At 74.7% G+C, this 17,302-nt stretch carries 15 protein-coding genes; 12 read left to right on the top strand and 3 right to left on the bottom strand.

Features of this window, described 5'->3' with window-relative positions:
* Positions 1-64 precede the first annotated feature (64 nt).
* The 7 genes from AB0L25_RS23005 (at position 65) to AB0L25_RS22975 (ending at position 5,815) form a co-directional block, all read left to right on the top strand.
* Complete coding sequence (locus AB0L25_RS23005) at positions 65-976, top strand: SPFH domain-containing protein (protein ID WP_500174696.1); 912 nt, start codon at positions 65-67, stop codon at positions 974-976.
* A 28-nt stretch (positions 977-1,004) separates the two neighbouring features.
* Complete coding sequence (locus AB0L25_RS23000) at positions 1,005-1,322, top strand: type II toxin-antitoxin system antitoxin (RefSeq protein WP_500174695.1); 318 nt, start codon at positions 1,005-1,007, stop codon at positions 1,320-1,322.
* Positions 1,323-1,324: 2 nt separating this feature from the next.
* Positions 1,325-1,966: a GOLPH3/VPS74 family protein gene (locus tag AB0L25_RS22995; protein ID WP_500174694.1), complete on the top strand. Its 642-nt coding sequence runs from the start codon at positions 1,325-1,327 to the stop codon at positions 1,964-1,966.
* A gap of 130 nt (positions 1,967-2,096) precedes the next feature.
* Positions 2,097-2,804, top strand: a complete 708-nt coding sequence (locus AB0L25_RS22990) for a lysophospholipid acyltransferase family protein (RefSeq protein WP_500174693.1) — start codon at positions 2,097-2,099, stop codon at positions 2,802-2,804.
* Between the two features lie 32 nt (positions 2,805-2,836).
* Positions 2,837-3,406, top strand: coding sequence for a 3'-5' exonuclease (locus AB0L25_RS22985; protein ID WP_500174692.1), 570 nt, complete (start codon positions 2,837-2,839; stop codon positions 3,404-3,406).
* Between the two features lie 59 nt (positions 3,407-3,465).
* Complete coding sequence (locus AB0L25_RS22980) at positions 3,466-4,311, top strand: ATP-binding protein (RefSeq protein WP_500174691.1); 846 nt, start codon at positions 3,466-3,468, stop codon at positions 4,309-4,311.
* A 217-nt stretch (positions 4,312-4,528) separates the two neighbouring features.
* Positions 4,529-5,815 carry an alpha/beta hydrolase family protein gene (locus tag AB0L25_RS22975; protein WP_500174690.1) on the top strand — a complete coding sequence of 429 codons (1,287 nt, stop codon included), beginning with the start codon at positions 4,529-4,531 and terminating at the stop codon, positions 5,813-5,815.
* 57 nt (positions 5,816-5,872) lie between these two features.
* Here AB0L25_RS22975 and AB0L25_RS22970 read toward each other — a convergent pair whose 3' ends face one another.
* Positions 5,873-6,949, bottom strand: a complete 1,077-nt coding sequence (locus AB0L25_RS22970; RefSeq protein ID WP_500174689.1) for a mechanosensitive ion channel family protein — start codon at positions 6,947-6,949, stop codon at positions 5,873-5,875.
* Between the two features lie 190 nt (positions 6,950-7,139).
* On the opposite strand from AB0L25_RS22970, the gene AB0L25_RS22965 reads away from it, so the two are divergent.
* From AB0L25_RS22965 to AB0L25_RS22950, 4 genes are all read left to right on the top strand, one after another.
* Positions 7,140-8,876: a CocE/NonD family hydrolase gene (locus AB0L25_RS22965; protein ID WP_500174688.1), complete on the top strand. Its 1,737-nt coding sequence runs from the start codon at positions 7,140-7,142 to the stop codon at positions 8,874-8,876.
* A gap of 157 nt (positions 8,877-9,033) precedes the next feature.
* Positions 9,034-10,311, top strand: a complete 1,278-nt coding sequence (locus AB0L25_RS22960; protein ID WP_500174687.1) for a glycosyltransferase — start codon at positions 9,034-9,036, stop codon at positions 10,309-10,311.
* A gap of 120 nt (positions 10,312-10,431) precedes the next feature.
* Positions 10,432-13,392, top strand: a complete 2,961-nt coding sequence (locus AB0L25_RS22955) for a helix-turn-helix transcriptional regulator (RefSeq protein WP_500174686.1) — start codon at positions 10,432-10,434, stop codon at positions 13,390-13,392.
* A gap of 366 nt (positions 13,393-13,758) precedes the next feature.
* The gene (locus AB0L25_RS22950) at positions 13,759-14,586 is read left to right on the top strand and encodes a nitroreductase/quinone reductase family protein (protein ID WP_500174685.1); all 828 of its coding nucleotides are present in this window, start codon (positions 13,759-13,761) and stop codon (positions 14,584-14,586) included.
* Between the two features lie 22 nt (positions 14,587-14,608).
* Here the strand turns inward: AB0L25_RS22950 and AB0L25_RS22945 are convergent, their stop codons facing one another.
* Positions 14,609-15,562 carry an ornithine cyclodeaminase family protein gene (locus AB0L25_RS22945; protein WP_500174684.1) on the bottom strand — a complete coding sequence of 318 codons (954 nt, stop codon included), beginning with the start codon at positions 15,560-15,562 and terminating at the stop codon, positions 14,609-14,611.
* Between the two features lie 31 nt (positions 15,563-15,593).
* Entirely contained in the window at positions 15,594-16,586 is a 993-nt protein-coding gene (locus AB0L25_RS22940) for an ABC transporter ATP-binding protein (RefSeq protein ID WP_500174683.1), read from the bottom strand.
* A gap of 536 nt (positions 16,587-17,122) precedes the next feature.
* Between AB0L25_RS22940 and AB0L25_RS22935 the strand changes: the two genes are divergently transcribed.
* On the top strand, positions 17,123-17,302 hold a 180-nt coding region (locus AB0L25_RS22935), incomplete at its 3' end, for a hypothetical protein (RefSeq protein ID WP_500174682.1).

The following is a 17,302-nucleotide window of genomic DNA, read 5'->3' as shown; positions in this document are numbered from 1 at the left end:
GGGCCGGTTGGAAAAAGTGATATCACTTTGCTAGATTGGCGATAACAGGACAGAGGGAGGCCACATGGACACCACGGCGAAGGTCGAGATGCCGGTTCCGAAGATCTCGGAACGCCCGGCGAGCGACGTCAACGGCTGGGGGATGCTGGCGCTGGCGGTGGCGCTGATCCTGGTGGGCGCGCTGGCCGTGGTGCTCGGCGTGCTCACCGGCGGCGCCGCCGCGGTCACCGCCGGCATCGCGACCGGCTCGGTGCTGGTCATCGCCGGGCTGGTCGTGGCGGTCGGGCTGACCGCGGTCGCGCCGGGCGAGGCGCGGGTGCTGCAGGTGCTCGGCCGCTACGCCGGGACCGTCCGGACGGACGGCCTGCGGTGGGTGAACCCGATCAGCGAGCGGCAGAAGATCTCCACCCGGATCCGCAACCACGAGACGGGGCTCGCCAAGGTCAACGACCTGGACGGCAACCCGATCGAGATCTCCGCGGTCGTCGTCTGGCAGGTCCGCGACACCGCCCGCGCGGTGTTCGAGGTGGACGACTTCGTCGAGTTCGTCGCGTTCCAGACCGAGGCGGCCGTCCGGCACATCGCCGGCAGCTACCCCTACGACAGCCACGAGCAGACCTCGCTGCGCGACAACGCCGACGAGATCACCGCGCAGCTGTCGGCCGAGGTGACGCAGCGGGTCGCGTCCGCGGGCGTCGACATCATCGAGTCGCGGATCACCGGGCTGGCGTACGCGCCGGAGATCGCGCAGGCGATGCTGCGCCGCCAGCAGGCGGGCGCGGTCGTCGCGGCGCGGCAGCGGATCGTGGAGGGCGCCGTCGGCATGGTGCAGCTCGCGCTGGACCGCCTGGTCGAGGACGACGTCGTGGAGCTCGACGAGGAGCGCAAGGCCACCATGGTCAGCAACCTGCTGGTGGTCCTGTGCGGCGACCGGGACGCCCAGCCCGTCCTGAACACCGGCAGCCTGTACCAGTGAGCGGACCTACGGCGGGCGATGATCGGCCTTGACCTCCGAGCGCAAGAAGATCCTCCTGCGGCTCGATCCGGCCGTCCACGACGCGCTGGCCCGCTGGGCCGGGGACGAGCTGCGCAGCACCAACGCGCAGATCGAGTTCCTGCTGCGCAGGGCCCTCTCCGACGCGGGGCGGCTGCCCGGCTCGGTGGGCCGGATGCGCAAGCGGGGCCGACCCCGCAAGGCCGGCCCCGCGGACGACACGGACGACCCGGACGCGCCGGCGGAGACCGGCGACACCGAGACACCCCGACGAGAAACGGACACCGAACCCCCGGAGGACCCGCCGCTCGGCGGGAGCGAGGACTGACCATGGTGGTGCGGATTCCCGAGTCGCTGCCGGCGCGGATGTTCCTGCTGGCCTACGACCTGCGCAAGAAGAAGATGACCAAGAGCGGCCGCCACCTGGGCTACCTGCTGCGGGCCGCCGCGCTGACCGAGCTGTACCTGGACGGGCGGCTCGGCGAGGACGAGAAGGCCCGGCCGCGGCCGGGCACCCCGGGCGCCGACCCCTACGGGCTCGTCGCGCAGATCGCCGAGGCGCCCCGGCCCCGCTCCTGGCAGCACTGGGTGCGCAAGGACGCCAAGACGATCGTCGGCCCGGTGCGCGACGAGCTCGTGGCGGACGGGCTGGTCCGGGTGCGGCGGCGGCGGGTGCTCGGCGTGTTCACCGTCGAGGACGTCACCGTGAAGGACCCGCGGGTCGTGAAGGCGCTGTGGGGCGGGGCGTCCTCGGCGCTGCGGGGGCGGCCGGTCGCGCACGTCAACAGCTATGACGCGGCCGCGGTCGCGCTGGCGGCGGCCTGCGAGCTGAAGTCGGTGCTGCCCGGCCGCGACCGGCGGCGGCACAAGCGCCGGATCGAGGAGCTGACCGCCCGGTCGGGTCCCGCGCCGCGCGCCGTCCGCAAGGTCCTGCAGGCAGAGCACGCCGCCGCGAGCAGCGGCGGCGGCTGACCCGCCCCGGCCTCCCGGCCCCGGCCTCGCCGGGGCCGCGCAATGTGGGGTTCCGACAAGTTCCGGCGGTGCCGGCTTGTATCGGGGCCCCACCGCGCGCAGGCGTCCGGCGCGCATAGATTCCTCCGGCATGGACCCCGAACGCCTGATCTATCCCGTCACGAAGCACCTCCTGCTCGGCCCCGCGATGCGGGTCGCGTTCCTGCCGTGGGTGCAGGGGCTCGGGCACGTCCCCCGGCGGGGCCCGGTGATCCTGGCGGCGAACCACCTCGCGGTCCTCGACTCGTTCGTCCTGCCGCTGATGGTGCCGCGGCGGGTCCACTTCCTCGGCAAGCAGGAGTACTTCACGGCGGCGGGCCCGCGCGGCCGCGCGACCGCCACCTTCTTCCGGAGCCTCGGCGCGATCGCCGTCGACCGTTCCGGCGGCCGCGCCGCCCTGGACGCCCTCGACGCCTCGGCGCGCGTGCTGGAGCGCGGCGGGGTGTTCGCCATCCACCCGGAGGGCACCCGCTCCCCCGACGGCCGGCTCTACCGGGGCCGGACGGGCGTGGCGCGGCTCGCGATGCGGACGGGCGCGCCGGTCGTCCCGGTCGCGATCGCGGGCACGGACCGGGTGCAGCCGCGCGGCCGGGCCGTCCCCCGCCCCGGCCGGATCGGGCTGCGTTTCGGCGCGCCGCTGCGGTTCGCCGGGCGGGACGCGGGGACGCCGCGCGGCCGCGCCGCCCGCGAGGTCACCGACGAGATCATGGCGGCGATCCGGGGCCTGTCGGGGCAGGAGTACGTCGACTCCTACGCCCCGCCGCCCGGGGACGGCCGGGCGGCGGAAAACCCGTCGTGAACCGGCGGCGGTGATCGGTATCGTCCGCGACCATGGACGAGAAGATCGGCCGTTTCCTCAACGTCGTGGACGTCGAGGCGACGTGCTGGGACGGGCCCGTCCCGCCCGGGCAGACGAGCGAGATCATCGAGATCGGGCTGTGCGTCGTCGACCTGGACGAGCGCGAGCGGGTCGCGAAGCATCGCGTCCTGGTGCGTCCGGAACGGTCGGAGGTCGGCGCGTTCTGCACCGAGCTGACCGGGCTCACCCAGGACGAGGTGAACGGGGGCATCTCGTTCCGGGAGGCGTGCGCGCTGCTGGAGCGGGAGCACCGGTCGGACACGCGGACGTGGGCGAGCTGGGGCGACTACGACCGCAAGCAGTTCGAGCGGCAGTGCGGCGGGGGCGTCCGCTACCCGTTCGGGCGGCGGCACGTCAACGCCAAGGCCGTGTACGCGGCGTCGCACGGGCTGCGCCGGATGGGCATGGCGGGCGCGCTGCGGCACGCCGGCCTGCCGCTGGAGGGCCGCCACCACAGCGGCGCGGACGACGCCTGGAACATCGCGGCGCTCGTCCTGGACACCGTGCGGCGCGGCGCCTGGCCGGCCCCGGGGGATGTTTGATCCCGCCCGCTCGGGCACCCTCTGCGTGGAGGGCCGAGACGGACGATCACGGAGACGACGTGGAGATCAGCCTGGACCTCCTGCTACCGCGGGACGCGGCGAGCGTTCCGGCGACCCGGAGGATCCTGGACGCGGCGCTGCAGACGCTCGGCGTCGAGCAGCAGATCTGCGGGGACATCGAGATGATGCTGAGCGAGGCGTGCACGAACGTGATCGAGCACGCCGCGAACGGCGCCGACTACACCGTGCGGGCCACCATCCAGGACCGGCGGTGCCTGATCAAGGTGATCGACACCGGCCGGGGGTTCGACGCCGGGCTGGTGCCCGAGCCCGACCTGGGCGCCGAGCACGGCCGCGGCCTTATGATCATGCGGTCGCTGGCCGACGACGTCAGGTTCGGCACCCACGCCGAGGACGGGGCGCTCGTCGCCCTGGAGAAGCGGCTCAGCTACGGGGAGGGCAGCCTCGGCGGGCTGCTCGTCGCGGAAAGCGGGGGCACGGACGTGAGCGAGGCCGATCCCGAACTGGAGGAGTTCGCGTCCCGCCTGTTCGAGGCGGCGCGCACGGGCGACACCGAACGGATCGTCGCCTACGTCGACGCGGGGGTGCCCGCGAACCTGGCGAACGACAAGGGCGACACGCTGCTGATGCTGGCCGCCTACCACGGGCACGCCGACACGGTGCGCGCGCTGGCCGCGCGCGGCGCGGACCCCGAGCGGGCGAACGACCGCGGGCAGCTGCCCCTCGCCGGCGCGGTGTTCAAGAAGGAGCCGGACGTGGTGCGTGCGCTGCTGGACGCGGGCGCCGACCCCCGCGCCGGGACGCCGTCCGCCGTCGACACCGCGCGGATGTTCGGCCACACCGAGTTCCTCGCCTGGTTCGAGCAGGCCTCGCCCCCCAAGTGACCCGGGGCGGGACGCCGCGCGCACGGCGCCGCCGGGGACGTGCGAGCACCGCACCGTCGGCGGCGAGAACGCGCGGGTGACGCGTCCCGTTCAAGCGACGCGGGCGTCCGTGTGACCTGAGGCATGCGCGTGCCGTCCGGTTCCTGACCAACGGCAGTGTGCGCGCGGGCCGTTCGTTCATGGTTGCGGGCGGGCGCGGGGCGCAAGCGTGGAGGGCATGCGAACACGTATGTCCGGCCGTCCGTTCGTCGCGGCGGCCGTGCTCCCTCTCGCCCTGTCCGGCCTCGTCCTGTCCGGCTGCGGCGTCTCCGCCGCGGCGGCGCCGGCCGCCGCGCGGAAGGCGGCGGCCGGGAAGGCCGCGGCGCCCGCGACGTTCACGCTGCCGCCGCCGACCGGCCCGCGGGCCGTCGGGACCACCGAGCTGCACCTGGTCGACGAGGGGCGTCCCGACCCGTGGACGCCCGGCCGCGACCGCGAGCTGATGATCAGCGTCTGGTATCCGGCGGCGAAGGCCGCGCTCGGGGACCGTCCGGTCGCGCCGTTCCTGCGTCCCGGCGTCGCGCGGCTGCTCACCGGCGCCGACGCGCTGGGCGTCTTCAAGGCCGGGACGGTCGACTGGGCGGGCGGCCGAACCCACGCGGCGGAATCCGCCCCGGCCGACGCGCGCCCCGGGGCGCGGCCCGTCGTGCTGTACTCCCCCGGGTTCGGGGTGCCGCGCGCGCTCGGCACGCCGCTCGCCGAGGAGCTCGTCAGCCGCGGGTACGTCGTCGTCACGATGGACCACAGCGGAGAGGCCCCGGTGGAGTTCCCCGGCGGGCGGGTCGACGCCGGGCGGCTGCCCGAGCGCACCCCCGACCGGCTCAAGGTCGCGATGGACGCGCGGGCGCGCGACACCCGGCTCGTCCTGGACGCCCTCGCCGAGCTGCGGCGGGGCGGCAATCCGGACGCCGGGGGGCGGGCGCTCCCGGCCGGGCTCGGACGGACGCTGGACCTGTCGGACGTCGGCATGGTCGGGCACTCGGCGGGCGGCATCCAGGCGGCCGAGGCGATGCGGACGGACCGGCGGGTGGACGCCGGGATCGACATGGACGGGACCCTGCAGTACCAGGACGGGACGCTGATGCCCGTCGCCGCCGCGGGGCTCGACCGCCCGTTCCTGCTGATGGGCGGGTCGATCGGCGGGAAGCCGCAGACGCACCTGACGAACCCGTCGTGGGGGGCGTTCTGGCGGAACTCGACCGGCTGGAAGCGGGACCTGAACGTCCCGGCGGCGGGCCACTACTCGTTCACCGCGGTGCAGTCCATCCTGCCGCAGGTGGACGCGGGCGGCGGCATCCCCGCGGAGGCGCGGGAGGAGCTCATCGGGACGGTCGATCCGGAGCGGATGACGGCGTCCGTGCGGGCGTACGTGACCGCGTTCTTCGACCGGTCGCTGCTGGGGCGTCCGCGCCCGATCCTGGACCGGCCGTCGCCCCGGTTCCCGGACGTCCGGTTCGTCCGGTAGAGCGGTGGAAGCCCCGCGCGCCCGGACGGGCCGGGCGCGCGGGGCTCACGGGGTCGTTCAGAGGGGCAGTTCGCCCTTCGCGGCGCCGTTCGCGCTCCCGTTCCCGTTCGCCGGGGCCTCCTGGAGGCTGACGCGGTGGTGCCAGTACGGCGGCGCGTAGCCCTGCTGGCGCAGCACCCGGTGGAGCCGCTTGAGGTACTCGTGCTTGATGCGGAACTGGTCCTCGAACTCGGTGGACCGCAGGATGACGTGGAAGCCGACGGACGCGTCGTTGAAGTCGTCGAAGCGCACGAAAACGCCGGATCCCTCGACGCCGCCCTGCACCTCCTTCATCACCTCGTGCCCGACCTCCTCCAGCATGGTCTCGGCCTTGTCGAGGTCGACCTCGTAGGGCAGCTTCGCGTAGACGAGGATCGACATCTCCTCGCCGGGACGGCTGTAGTTGGTGAGGATCGTGTCGGAGAACCGCTGGTTGGGGATCACCTCGATGTTGTCGGACAGCGTCCGGATCGTGGTGTTCCGCCAGTTGATGTCGACGACGTAGCCCTCCTGGCCGGTGTCGAGCCGGATGTAGTGGCCGGGCTCGATCGTCTTGGCGGCCAGGATGTGCACGCCCGCGAAGAGGTTGGCGAGGGTGTCCTGGAGGGCGAGGGCGACGGCGAGACCGCCGACGCCGAGGGCGCCGAGCAGCGGGCCGATCGAGACGCCGAGGCTCTGCAGCATGATCAGCAGGCCGATGCCGATCACGATCACCTTGGCGATGTTCGCGAAGATCGTCACGTTCGCCGCGCCGCCCTGCCGGGCGATCGCGTAGGAGGACAGGCTCCCGGCGATCAGCCGCGCCGCCGCCACCGACACGAAGAAGATCGCGACGGCGGTCAGCAGCCGGGCGAGCACGTCGAGGGTCCCGCGCGGCGCGTCCCAGATCTTCAGCGCGATCCAGACCCCGGCGATGAGCGTGAGCGGGAGCGCCAGGTCGTGCACGAGCTTGGCGACCAGGTCGTCCCAGGTCCAGCGCGTGTCACCGGCCCGCTTGCCCAGCCGGGCGGTCAGCAGCCGCAGCCCGACGGCCACGACGACGGCGACCCCGAGGGCGATCGCGGCGGCGATCGGCCGTTCCCAGCTATCACTCATGAGGCGTGCAGTCTCCTTCCGGGCAGGGCCGTGCGGCCTTTGCCGGTCAGATGAGGTTTGCGTGTTGTGCGTGCAAAGTACGCTTTACGCGGATCGCCTCGATCGTAGTTAACCCGTCGCCCGCTCGAGACGCGATCTCGACGAATGGGCGCCCGCAGGCCAGGGAACGGTGTCGTTTACGATCGATCGCGTGGTAGGCGTGGGCATGATGCGCCGGCTGGGGGTCACGGCGCTGGGACTGCGGAACGGCCCCCACAAGGTGACGGTCGAACGGGACCTGGAGGTTCCCGCCGGCGACGGCGTGACATTGCTCGCCGACCGGTACGCGCCCGTCCTCGACGACGGTGACGTGCGGGACGCCCCGACGGTGCTCGTCCGCTCCCCGTACGGGCGGCGCGGGCCGTTCGGGCTGATGTGCGGCCAGGCGTTCGCGTCGCACGGGTTCCAGGCGGTGGTGCAGAGCGTCCGCGGCGGGTTCGGGTCCGGCGGCGTGTTCGAGGCGCTGGACGAGCGGGAGGACGGCCTCGCCACCATCGCGTGGCTGAAGTCGCAGCCGTGGTTCGGCGGGACGTTCGCGATGCACGGCCCGAGCTACCTCGGCTACGTGCAGTGGGCGGTGGCGGCCGAGGCGGGACCGGAACTGAAGGCGCTGTCGATGCAGGTCACGGCCTCCACGTTCCGGGACGCCGTCAACGTCGGCGGGACGTTCGCGCTCGAGTCGGCGCTGATCTGGGTGGACATGACCGCCCGGATGAAGAACTCCCTGTCGGGCATCACCACCGGCTTCATGTCGCCGCGCCGCGCCCGGCGGGCCGCGCTGTCGGGCCGTCCGCTCGCCGAGCTGGACCGGATCGCGACCGGCGAGCAGCAGCGCTTCTTCCAGGACCTTCTGGTCAACGGCCCCGACACCCCGTTCTGGGACAAGCGCGACTTCAGCCCGACGGTGTCGCGGGTCACCGCGCCGGTGAACATGACCGGCGGCTGGTACGACATCTTCCTGCCGTGGCAGCTGAAGGACTACGCGGCGCTGCGGGCCGCCGGGCAGGAGCCGTACCTGACGATCGGCCCGTGGTTCCACGCCGACCAGCGGATGATGCGCGGTTCGGTCGGCGAGTCGGTGACGTGGTTCCGCGCCCACCTGCTGGACGACCCGTCCGGCCTGCGCCCGAACCCGGTGCGGCTGTACGTGACGGGCGCCGGCGAGTGGCGCGAGTTCCCGCACTGGCCCGTCCCGGGGATGCGGGAGGAGCGCTGGCACCTGTGGCCGGACGGCGGCCTGGCGCCCGCGGAGCCGCCCGAGTCCGAGCCCGACCGGTACCGGTACGACCCGGAGCATCCGACGCCGTTCCTCGGCGGGCCCACGCTGCTCGGCGAGACGCACCCGTCCACCGACCAGCGGCGGCTGGAGCGGCGGCGGGACGTGCTGACGTTCACGTCCGCGGAGCTCACCGAGGACCTCGAGATCATCGGCCCGGTCACCGCCGACCTTCACATCAGGTCGAACCGGGAGCACACCGACTTCGTGGTGCGGCTCTGCGACGTCACGCCCGAGGGCGAGTCGCTGAACCTGTGCGAGGGCATGCGGCGGCTCGTCCCCGGCTCGCCGGACGCGGACGCCGACGGGGTGCGGGCGGTCGCGATGGAGCTGTGGCCCGCGGGGCACCGGTTCCGCGCCGGGCACCGCATCCGGGTGCAGGTGGCCAGCGGCGCGTACCCGCGCGTCGCGCGCAACCCGGGCACCGGCGCGCCGATCGGCACCGCGACCGAGATGCTCACCGCCGATCAGGAGATCTTCCACACACCCGGCCGTCCCTCCACGATCAACCTCCCCGTGGTCCCCGCGGGCGCCGGGCACACCGGAGATCCCGGGAACGCCGACGCCACCGGAGATGTCGGGGGCGTCGGACGGCCGGACGCGGGCGATTAAATCTGCCGGTATCCGCGCTGATCGGAGGCGATCCGGTGGAGGCATCCGATTCGTGAGGTTTGACGGAGACGGCGCCAGGGGTAAGGATCTCAACGAGCAGGTGTCTACGACGCAGATACCTCCAGGCTTCCCCTGTGTTGTCCCGGAGGATCCCGTTATGCACCGCCCGCTGAACATCGCGCTCGTGTCCGCCTCCGACCTCGACGGCGAGCACCTGCAGTCCGTCCATGTCCGGGATCTCGCCCGCTCTCTGGTCCGTCCCCTGCACGGCGACGGAGAGCCGAACCACGTGACCGTCTACGCCCGCCGGCAGGACAAGGACGCGAAGAACCGCGTCCGGCTCGGCCCCGGCGCCGCGCTGGTCCACCTCGACGCCGGGCCCGCCCGGCCGCTGACCGAGGACGAGACGCTCGCGTACCTGCGCGACTTCGCCGACGAGCTGCGGCACCGCTGGTCCGGCGCCGGCCGTCCCGACATCGTCCACGCGCACGGCTGGATCGGCGGCCTCGCCGCCTGCGCCGTCGCCCGCGAGCTGGACATCCCCTTCGCGCAGAGCTACCACGGCGTCGCCGCCGCCGACCGCCGCACCGGCCGCGAGGTGCACCCGCACCGCGACCGGCTGGAGAAGGCCATCGGCCGGGACGCCGCCGTCGTGCTCGCCGGGCACGCCGAGGAGGCGAACGCGATCGTGCGGATGGGCGTCCCGCGCCCCGCCGTCACCGTCGTCCCCTACGCGGTGGACGGCGAGCAGTTCGCGCAGACCGGCCCGGCGATGCCGCACGGCGACCGCCCCCGGCTGGTGATGGTCTGCGACGACCTCGAGGCCGGGGACGTCCCGACCGCGCTGCGCGCCCTCGTGCACGTCCCGGACGCCGAGCTGGCCGTCGCCGGCGGTCCCGCGCGCGAGGAGCTGGAGAACGACCCGGTCGTGCACCGGCTCAAGCTCATGGCCAAGGAACTGCACGTCGCCGACCGGGTGATCTTCCTGGGCCGGCTGCCCCGCAAGTCGCTGCCGCGGCTGCTGCGCACCGCCCGGCTGGCGCTGTGCCTGGAGCCCGTCCAGCCGTGCCCGTCCGTGCCGCTGGAGGCCATGGCCTGCGGCGTGCCGGTCGTGGCGACCACCGCCGGGGGCAACGCCGACGAGGTGCTCGACAAGATCACCGGGCTGCACGTCCCGGCGGGCCGCCCGGTGCAGATCGGCCGCGCCGTCCGGCACCTGCTGTCGGAGGAGACCACCCGGCACGGCTACTCGATCGCCGCGGCCGACCGCGCCCGCTCCCGCTACTCCTGGGAGCGGATCGCCGCCGAGACGCTGCGCGCCTACCACAAGGTGCTGCCCGTGCCGGAGGTCCCGGCGCCCCGCGACGAGGACGCCGCCGACCAGGCCGAGGAGCACGCGGCGGAGGAGGAGCGGGTGCCCGCCCTCGCCCGCTGACCGCCCGCCGCACCGCCCGTCCGGGCCCCGGACCCCGCGCCGGTCCGGGGCCCGGCGCATGCGCCCGGACCATCGCCGGCCCGGTGGAATACTGGACGCGATGGAGCAGAAGGACGTTCGGTGCTGATCGGCAGGGCGGCGGAGCTCGCCGAGCTGACCGGCGCGCTCGACGACGCCGCGGCGGGCCGCGCCCGCGCCGTCCTCGTCGGCGGCGACGCCGGGATCGGCAAGACGCACCTGGTGTCGGCGCTGCGGCGCGCCGCCCGCGAGCGGGACTGCGCCGTCCTGGTCGGGCAGTGCGCCGAGCTGGGCGAGAGCGTCCCGTATCTGCCGCTCGCGGACGCCCTGTGGACGGCGTCGCGCGGCGCGGGCCCCGAGGCCGCGGCCGTCCGGGACGCGGTGGCGGCCCGCCCGGTCCTGGGCCGGCTGCTGCCCGACGGCGACGGCGGCCCCGGCGAGGGCGACCCGCTCGCGCCCGACCTCGGCCGGCAGCGGCTGTTCGGCGCCGTGCTCGGGCTGCTCGGCGAGCTGGGCGCCGACCGGCCCGTCCTGCTCGTCCTGGAGGACCTGCACTGGGCCGACCGCTCCACCCGCGACCTGCTGACGTTCCTGTGCCGGGTGCTGGAGCGGGAGCGGATCTGCCTCGTCGGGACGTACCGGTCGGACGACCTGCACCGGCGGCACCCGCTGCGCCCGCTGGTCGCGGAACTGCGGCGGCTGCCGAACGTGACGGGCGTCCAGGTGCGGCCGTTCGGGCGCGACGAGACCGGCGCGTACCTGGCCGCGCTGTCGGGGGCGCTGTCGGGGTCGCCGTCCGCGCCGGTGGCCGCCGAGGTCGTCGAGCGGGTGCACCTGCGGTCCGAGGGCAACCCGTTCTACGCCGCCGAGCTGCACGCCACCGGAGACCTGGACGAGCTGCCCGCCGGGCTCGCCGACCTGCTGCTGTCGCGGGTCGAGCGGCTGTCGCCGGACGCGCGCCGCGTCGTGCGGGTCGCGGCGGTCGCCGGGCGCCGGGTGGACGACGAGCTGGTGCGGCGGGTGTCGGGCCTCGCGGAGGACGCGGCCGGGGAGGCGCTGCGCGAGGTGGTGTCGCACCAGCTGCTCGTCCCGGACGGCGCCGGGTACGTCTTCCGGCACGCGCTGCTGCGCGAGGCCGTCTACGCCGACCTGCTGCCGGGCGAGCGCACACGGCTGCACGCCGACTTCGCGCGGCTGCTCGCCGACGAACCGGACGGGCGGGCGGACCGGCGCGGGGGTTCGGCGGCCGAGCTCGCCTACCACAGCCTCGCCGCGTACGACCTGCCCGCCGCGTTCGCCGCGTCCGTGCGGGCCGCGCGGGAGGCCGGGCGGCTCGGCGCGCCCGCGGAGGAGTTCGAGCACTACGAGCGGGCGCTGGAGCTGTGGGACGCGGTGCCGGACGCCGCGGCGACCGCCGGGACCGGGCGGGAGCGGCTGGCGCTGGCCGCCGCGCGGGCCGCGGCCGAGGCGGGCGAGGTGCGCCGGGCGGTGCACGCGCTGCGGCGGCTGCTGGAGACCGCCGACCCGTCCGACCTGCGGCTCGGCGTCCAGATCCGGGAGCAGCTGGCGTCCTGCCTCGGCGAGCTGGACGCCGACGAGGAGGCGCAGGCGATGGCCCGGGAGGCCATCGCGATGCTGCCGCCCGACCCGCCCACGGCCGAGCACGCCCGCGCCCTGGCCACCTACGCCACGATGCTGCTGTGGCGGGACACCGACGGCGAGCTGCCCGCGTTCGCGGAGGACGCCGTGGAGCTGGCCCGCGCGGCCGGGGCGGCCGACGCCGAGGCGAGCCTGCTGATCACTCTGGGCAGGTACTGGAAGCGGCGGGCGGCGACGGCCGCGAAGGCCGCCGAGGCCATCGAGCGGGCCCGGGACCTCGCGCTGGCGGACGGCAGCCCGCGGGTCGCGATGCGGGCGATGTTCCAGCACGCGGGCGTGCACTTCGACCGGGGCGAGCTGGCCGGCGCGGCCCGCGCCGCCGACGACGGCGCCCGGTACGCGCACGACAACGGCCTCGACTGGAGCACGTACGGCGCGCTGCTGCGCTGCCTGCGGTTCCTGATCCGCTACACGACCGGCGACTGGGCGGAGGCGGCCCGGCTCGCGGAGGGATTCGCCGTCCGGGTGACCCGGCGGGCGGACGCCCAGGTCTCCGCCTACGCCCTGTTCCTGGAGGTCGCGCGGGGCGACCCGGGCGTGGACGAGCGGCTGCGCTGGCTGGAGCCGCTGCTGCCGGACGACCCCTTCCTCATCTACATCACCCGCGGCCTGGCCGCCGAGCACGCCCTGTGGGGCGGCGATCCCGACACGGCGATCGAGCACGTCGACGCGGTGCTGGCGAGCCCGTACGGCGTCGAGGTCAGCGCCGTCCGCGTCGTCGCGGCGGGGCTGCAGGCGCACGCCGAGCGGGCGGCGCGGGCCCGCGCGGCCGGGGACGGCGCGGCCGCCGCCGCGGCCGTCGCGGCGGCGGACGCGCTCGCCGGCCGGGCCCGCACGGTCGCCGCGGCCGACGCCGACGGGCGTCCCCGCGGGTTCCTCGGTGTCGAGGGCGAGGCGTGGCTCGCCCGCGTGGAGGCCGAACGCAGGCGCGTGGACGGCGTTCTCGACGTCGGCCTGTGGCGCCGGACGGCAGAGCTGTTCGAGTACGGCGACCCCGGCGGCGGGTTCGTGTACGAGGTGGCGCGGTCGCGCTGGCGGCTGGCGGAGGCGCTCGCCGAGGCCGGCGACCGGGACGCCGCCGCCGCGGAGTGGCGGCGCGCCGTCGAGACCGCCGAGCGGCTGGGCGCCGCTCCCCTGCTGGCGGCGCTCCGCGACCTCGGCGCCCGCGCCCGGCTGACCGCGCCCGCCGAACGCGCCGCCGCGAACGGGCCGTTCGGGGCGCTGACCGCGCGGGAGCGGGAGGTGCTGAAGCTCGTCGCCGAGGGCCGCACCAACCGCGAGATCGCCGAGGCGCTGTTCATCTCGCCGAAGACCGCGAGCGTCCACGTCTCCAACATCCTCGCGAAACTGAACGTCACCGGCCGCACCCAGGCCGCCGCGCTCGCGCTCCGCGAGAATCTGTGAATTGCCGATTGCGATGACCGTCCAGCGCTGATACTTTTTCCATCGTGACTGCCGGGTCTGCCCTGTCTGGGCATGAGCGAGTGAGGCACCCGGCCTCGGCGTGAGCCCGAGGCGGGCGCGTGCCCCGCCCTTCCTTAGCACCTCCCCTTTCTCTTCTCCGTGTGCGCTCCGCGCCTGCCGTAGGCGCATCCTGGACGCTCCCTGGGCGTCCCTGAACACGCCTTCCGCCGCCGCTTCGCACACGGCTTCCTTTCGCGCCGCCCGAAGCGATCCGGCGCGCTTTTCCCACCCTTTTCCCAGCCATGGCCGCGCAACGCCCCATGGCCGATCACCCCTGCCCGAAAACAAAAGGAGAGACACCGCAGAATGGATTTCAATCGTCAGGTCATCGAGGAGTTCCGCGCCAACGACGGCCGCGTCGGCGGCATGTTCGAGGGCGGCCGGCTGCTCCTGCTGACGACGACCGGCGCGCGGTCCGGCGCCCGGCGCACCGTCCCGCTCGGCTACCTGCCGGACGGGCCCGAGCGGCTGCTCGTCATCGCGTCCGCCGGCGGCGCGCCCCGGCACCCCGCCTGGTTCCACAACCTGGTCGCGAACCCGCGCGTCACCATCGAGACCGGCGCGTTCACCTACGAGGCGGACGCGGCCGTCCTGGACGGCGCGGAACGCGACCGGCTGTTCGCCCGCGCCGTCGAGGCCGACGCCGGATGGGGCGAGTACGAGGAGAAGTCGGGCCGCACGCTGCCGGTCGTCGCGCTCACCCCGATCCACGACGGCCCGCCGCGCGGCCCGCAGGGGCAGGCGCTCAAGCGGATCCACGGCGAGTTCCGCCGCGAACTGGACGCGATCCGCCGGGAGGTCGCCGCGTCCGGGACGACGCTCGGCGCGCAGCTCCGCGTCAACTGCCTCACGTTCTGCCAGGGGCTCGAGTTCCACCACGGGGGCGAGGACGGCATGGTCTTCCCGACGCTGGAGCGGACCCGTCCCGAGCTGGCGCCGGTCATCGCCCGGCTCCGCGAGGAGCACGAGGTGCTGAAGGGCCTGCTGGCGGAGCTGCGGGCGGCGCTGGCGGCGGACGCGCCCGACCCCGCCGCGCTCGCCGCCGACGTGGACCGCCTCGTGGCCGAGGTGAACGCCCACCTCGACCACGAGGAGGACCGGCTCGTCCCGATCCTCGACGAGTTCGTGCTGTAGGCGGGCGGAGCGGGACGTGCCGTCAGGCGAGGAAGTCGAACTCGCGGCCGACGCCGGCGGCGCGGGCGGCCTCGTACGCGGCCCAGCTCAGCGCGAGGTCCTGCCAGGGCAGGCCGACCGGCGCGTACACGGTCACCTCCTCGTCCCGCACCCGGCCCGGGACCTCGCCGCGCAGCAGGTCGCGGAGCGTCCCGGCCGCGTGCTGGACGTCCAGGCCGGCGGACGCGAGGACGCCCGACTCGACCGCGAACGCGATGTCGTCGACGACGACGCGGGCGTTCTTCAGCAGGTCGGGGCCGAGTTCGGCCTTGCCGGGCTCGTCGGCGCCGAGCGAGGTGACGTGCGTGCCGGGCGCGACGTCGGCGGCGTGCAGGAGCGGGCGGCGCGTCCACGTGGCGGTGACGACGATCGCGGCGGCGCGGGCGGCGGCGCGCGGGTCGGGCGCGACGGACGCGGGCGCGCCGAGCCGCTCGCCGTGCCGTTCGGCGAACGCGGCGGCCCGTCCGGCGTCCACGTCGCAGACGGTGAGGGCGCGGACGGGACGCAGTTCGGCGAGGCCCCGCAGGACGAGCTCCGCCTGGGCGCCCGCGCCGACGACGGCGACCGTGTCGGCGGCGGAACGGGCGAGCGCGTGGGTGCCGAGCGCGGCGGCGAGCCCGGTGCGCCACGCGGTGACGGTGGCGGAGTCGAGCTGGGCGAGCAGCTCGCCGGTCTCCACGTCGTGCAGGCAGACGACGCCGCGCAGCGCGGGCCGGTTCCCGGGGAACTTCGCGTTGACCTTCACCGTGTAGGCGGGCACGCCGGGGACGAGGCCGGGCAGCAGCGCCGTCGCGGTGCCGGGGCCGGGCAGCGGCGCGACCGTCCGGTGCGCCGCCGTCCCGGCCGGCGGGGCGGTGAAGCCGCGGCGGAGCGCGTCGAGGCACCCGGCGGGCTCGAGCAGCCCTTCCAGGTCGGAACGGTTCAGAAGGAGCGTCACCGGACCATTCTCCCGTTCCGGGCGGACGGCGTCACGGGCGGGGGCGTTGCCTCGCGGCCACGAGGGCGTCCCAGTCGGTGAGCCAGTTGCGTCCGTTCTCGTCGATGAACGAGCCGGGCGGCGGCGTCACCCGGTGCGCGGCGAGCCACTCGCCGGGACGGTGCATGGACGGGCGGATCCGCCCGTCGCTCGGCATGAGCTGCGGCGGGATCGGCGCGGGCGGCGGGGCGGGGGCGTTCTCGGCCGCCAGGTCCGCGACGTCCTTCTCCTCGGCCATCCCGATGGGGCCCTCGCGGCGCGCGTTGAAGAACTGGTTCACCGCCGGGTGCGTGCTGGACAGGACCATCTCGCGCGGCCCGAACATGACCAGGCCGCGGCGGAACAGCAGGCCGAGGTTGTCGGGCAGGACGCGGGCGGTGCCGATGTCGTGGGTGACGATGAGGAAGGTCGTCCCGAACTCGGCGTTCACGTCCACGAAGAGCTGGTTGAGGAAGGCGGTGCGGACGGGGTCGAGGCCCGAGTCGGGCTCGTCGGCGAGGATGATCTCCGGTTCCAGGACGAGCGCGCGGGCGAGGCCGGCGCGCTTCTTCATCCCGCCGGAGATCTCCCCCGGCAGCTTGTCGCCCGAGCCGGACAGCCCGACCATGTCCATCTTCTCCAGGACGATCCTGCGGATCTCGGCCTCGCCCTTCTTCGTGTGCTCGCGGAGCGGGAACGCGATGTTGTCGAAGACGTTCATGGAGCCGAACAGGGCGCCGTCCTGGAACAGCACACCGAACGTGCGGCGCATCCGGTACAGGTCGCGCTCGCGCAGGCGGGGGACGTCGCCGCCGCCGACGTAGACGTGGCCGCGGTCGGGGCGCAGCAGGCCGACGAGGTTCTTGAGGAACACGGACTTGCCGGTCCCGGAGGGGCCGAGCAGCGCGGAGATCTCCCCCGCCGGGATCGTGAGGGACACGTCGTCCCAGATCACCTGCCGTCCGAACGACTTCCTGAGCCCTTCCACCCGGATCTCGACGCCCATGGGCCCTCCCGTGCCTTCCGCGCGGGGACCGGGGGCGGGGGGTTCCGCCGGCGCTCGTCCGGTCCCCCGTCCCTCCGTTGTACGCCGGGATCGGCCCGCTGGGGAGGCCCAGCGGACGGTCGTCCGCCGCCGGGTCATCGAGCGGCGGAGCCCGCTGCGTCAGACATCGATGTCGTCCCGGCAGGAGTACTTCTCGATCTCCGCCGCGCTCGGCCTGTACGCGCCCGGGGACAGCTTCCGCGCCGAACCATGGAACGATTCATTGAAAGCCTCGTCCCACGTCGGACGGGCGTACCGCGCGCCGGACCGGGGCGGCGGTTCGGGCGCCGTGTCGAACGCGCGATTGAAGATTGAACGGGGCGTCGAACGGCGCCCCCGTACTCCCCGCGCCGCCTGCGGCTCCGCACTCAACGTGCCAACGCGTTCACACTCGTTTAGTCACCTTCTTGCCTTACGTCCGCTTTGCCGGTTCCTCAACCATGTGCGGTGTCTCCGGCGCGCCATCGGGGCGCGCCAGCTCCCCCCTGGAGGCACGAATGTCCAAGCGTCACGGACGCGCCCGCGCCGCCGCCGGAACCGCCGCGGCGGCGGCCGGCCTCGCGGCGGCCGCCCTCGTCACCGCCCCGCCGGCGGCCGCCGCCCCCGCGGCCCCGGGTGCTCCCGGCGAGGTGGCGGCCCACGCGGACGCCGCGCTGATGGCGATCGAGGCCGGGTTC

Origin of the sequence: Spirillospora sp. NPDC052242, from assembly GCF_040679555.1 — a bacterium.
GTDB lineage: Bacteria > Actinomycetota > Actinomycetes > Streptosporangiales > Streptosporangiaceae > Spirillospora.
Note: the sequence above shows the minus strand (reverse complement) of the source record. Positions and strands in the feature narration are given on the sequence as shown.

Bases quoted from the DNA above. Each gene is read 5' to 3' on its own strand.
- AB0L25_RS22970 (WP_500174689.1), bottom strand. From the start codon at position 6,949: ATGAGTGATAGCTGGGAACGGCCGATCGCCGCCGCGATCGCCCTCGGG.
- AB0L25_RS22960 (WP_500174687.1), top strand. From the start codon at position 9,034: ATGCACCGCCCGCTGAACATCGCGCTCGTGTCCGCCTCCGACCTCGAC.
- AB0L25_RS22995 (WP_500174694.1), top strand. From the start codon at position 1,325: ATGGTGGTGCGGATTCCCGAGTCGCTGCCGGCGCGGATGTTCCTGCTG.
- AB0L25_RS23005 (WP_500174696.1), top strand. From the start codon at position 65: ATGGACACCACGGCGAAGGTCGAGATGCCGGTTCCGAAGATCTCGGAA.
- AB0L25_RS22985 (WP_500174692.1), top strand. From the start codon at position 2,837: ATGGACGAGAAGATCGGCCGTTTCCTCAACGTCGTGGACGTCGAGGCG.
- AB0L25_RS22990 (WP_500174693.1), top strand. From the start codon at position 2,097: ATGGACCCCGAACGCCTGATCTATCCCGTCACGAAGCACCTCCTGCTC.
- AB0L25_RS22975 (WP_500174690.1), top strand. From the start codon at position 4,529: ATGCGAACACGTATGTCCGGCCGTCCGTTCGTCGCGGCGGCCGTGCTC.
- AB0L25_RS22940 (WP_500174683.1), bottom strand. From the start codon at position 16,586: ATGGGCGTCGAGATCCGGGTGGAAGGGCTCAGGAAGTCGTTCGGACGG.
- AB0L25_RS22950 (WP_500174685.1), top strand. From the start codon at position 13,759: ATGGATTTCAATCGTCAGGTCATCGAGGAGTTCCGCGCCAACGACGGC.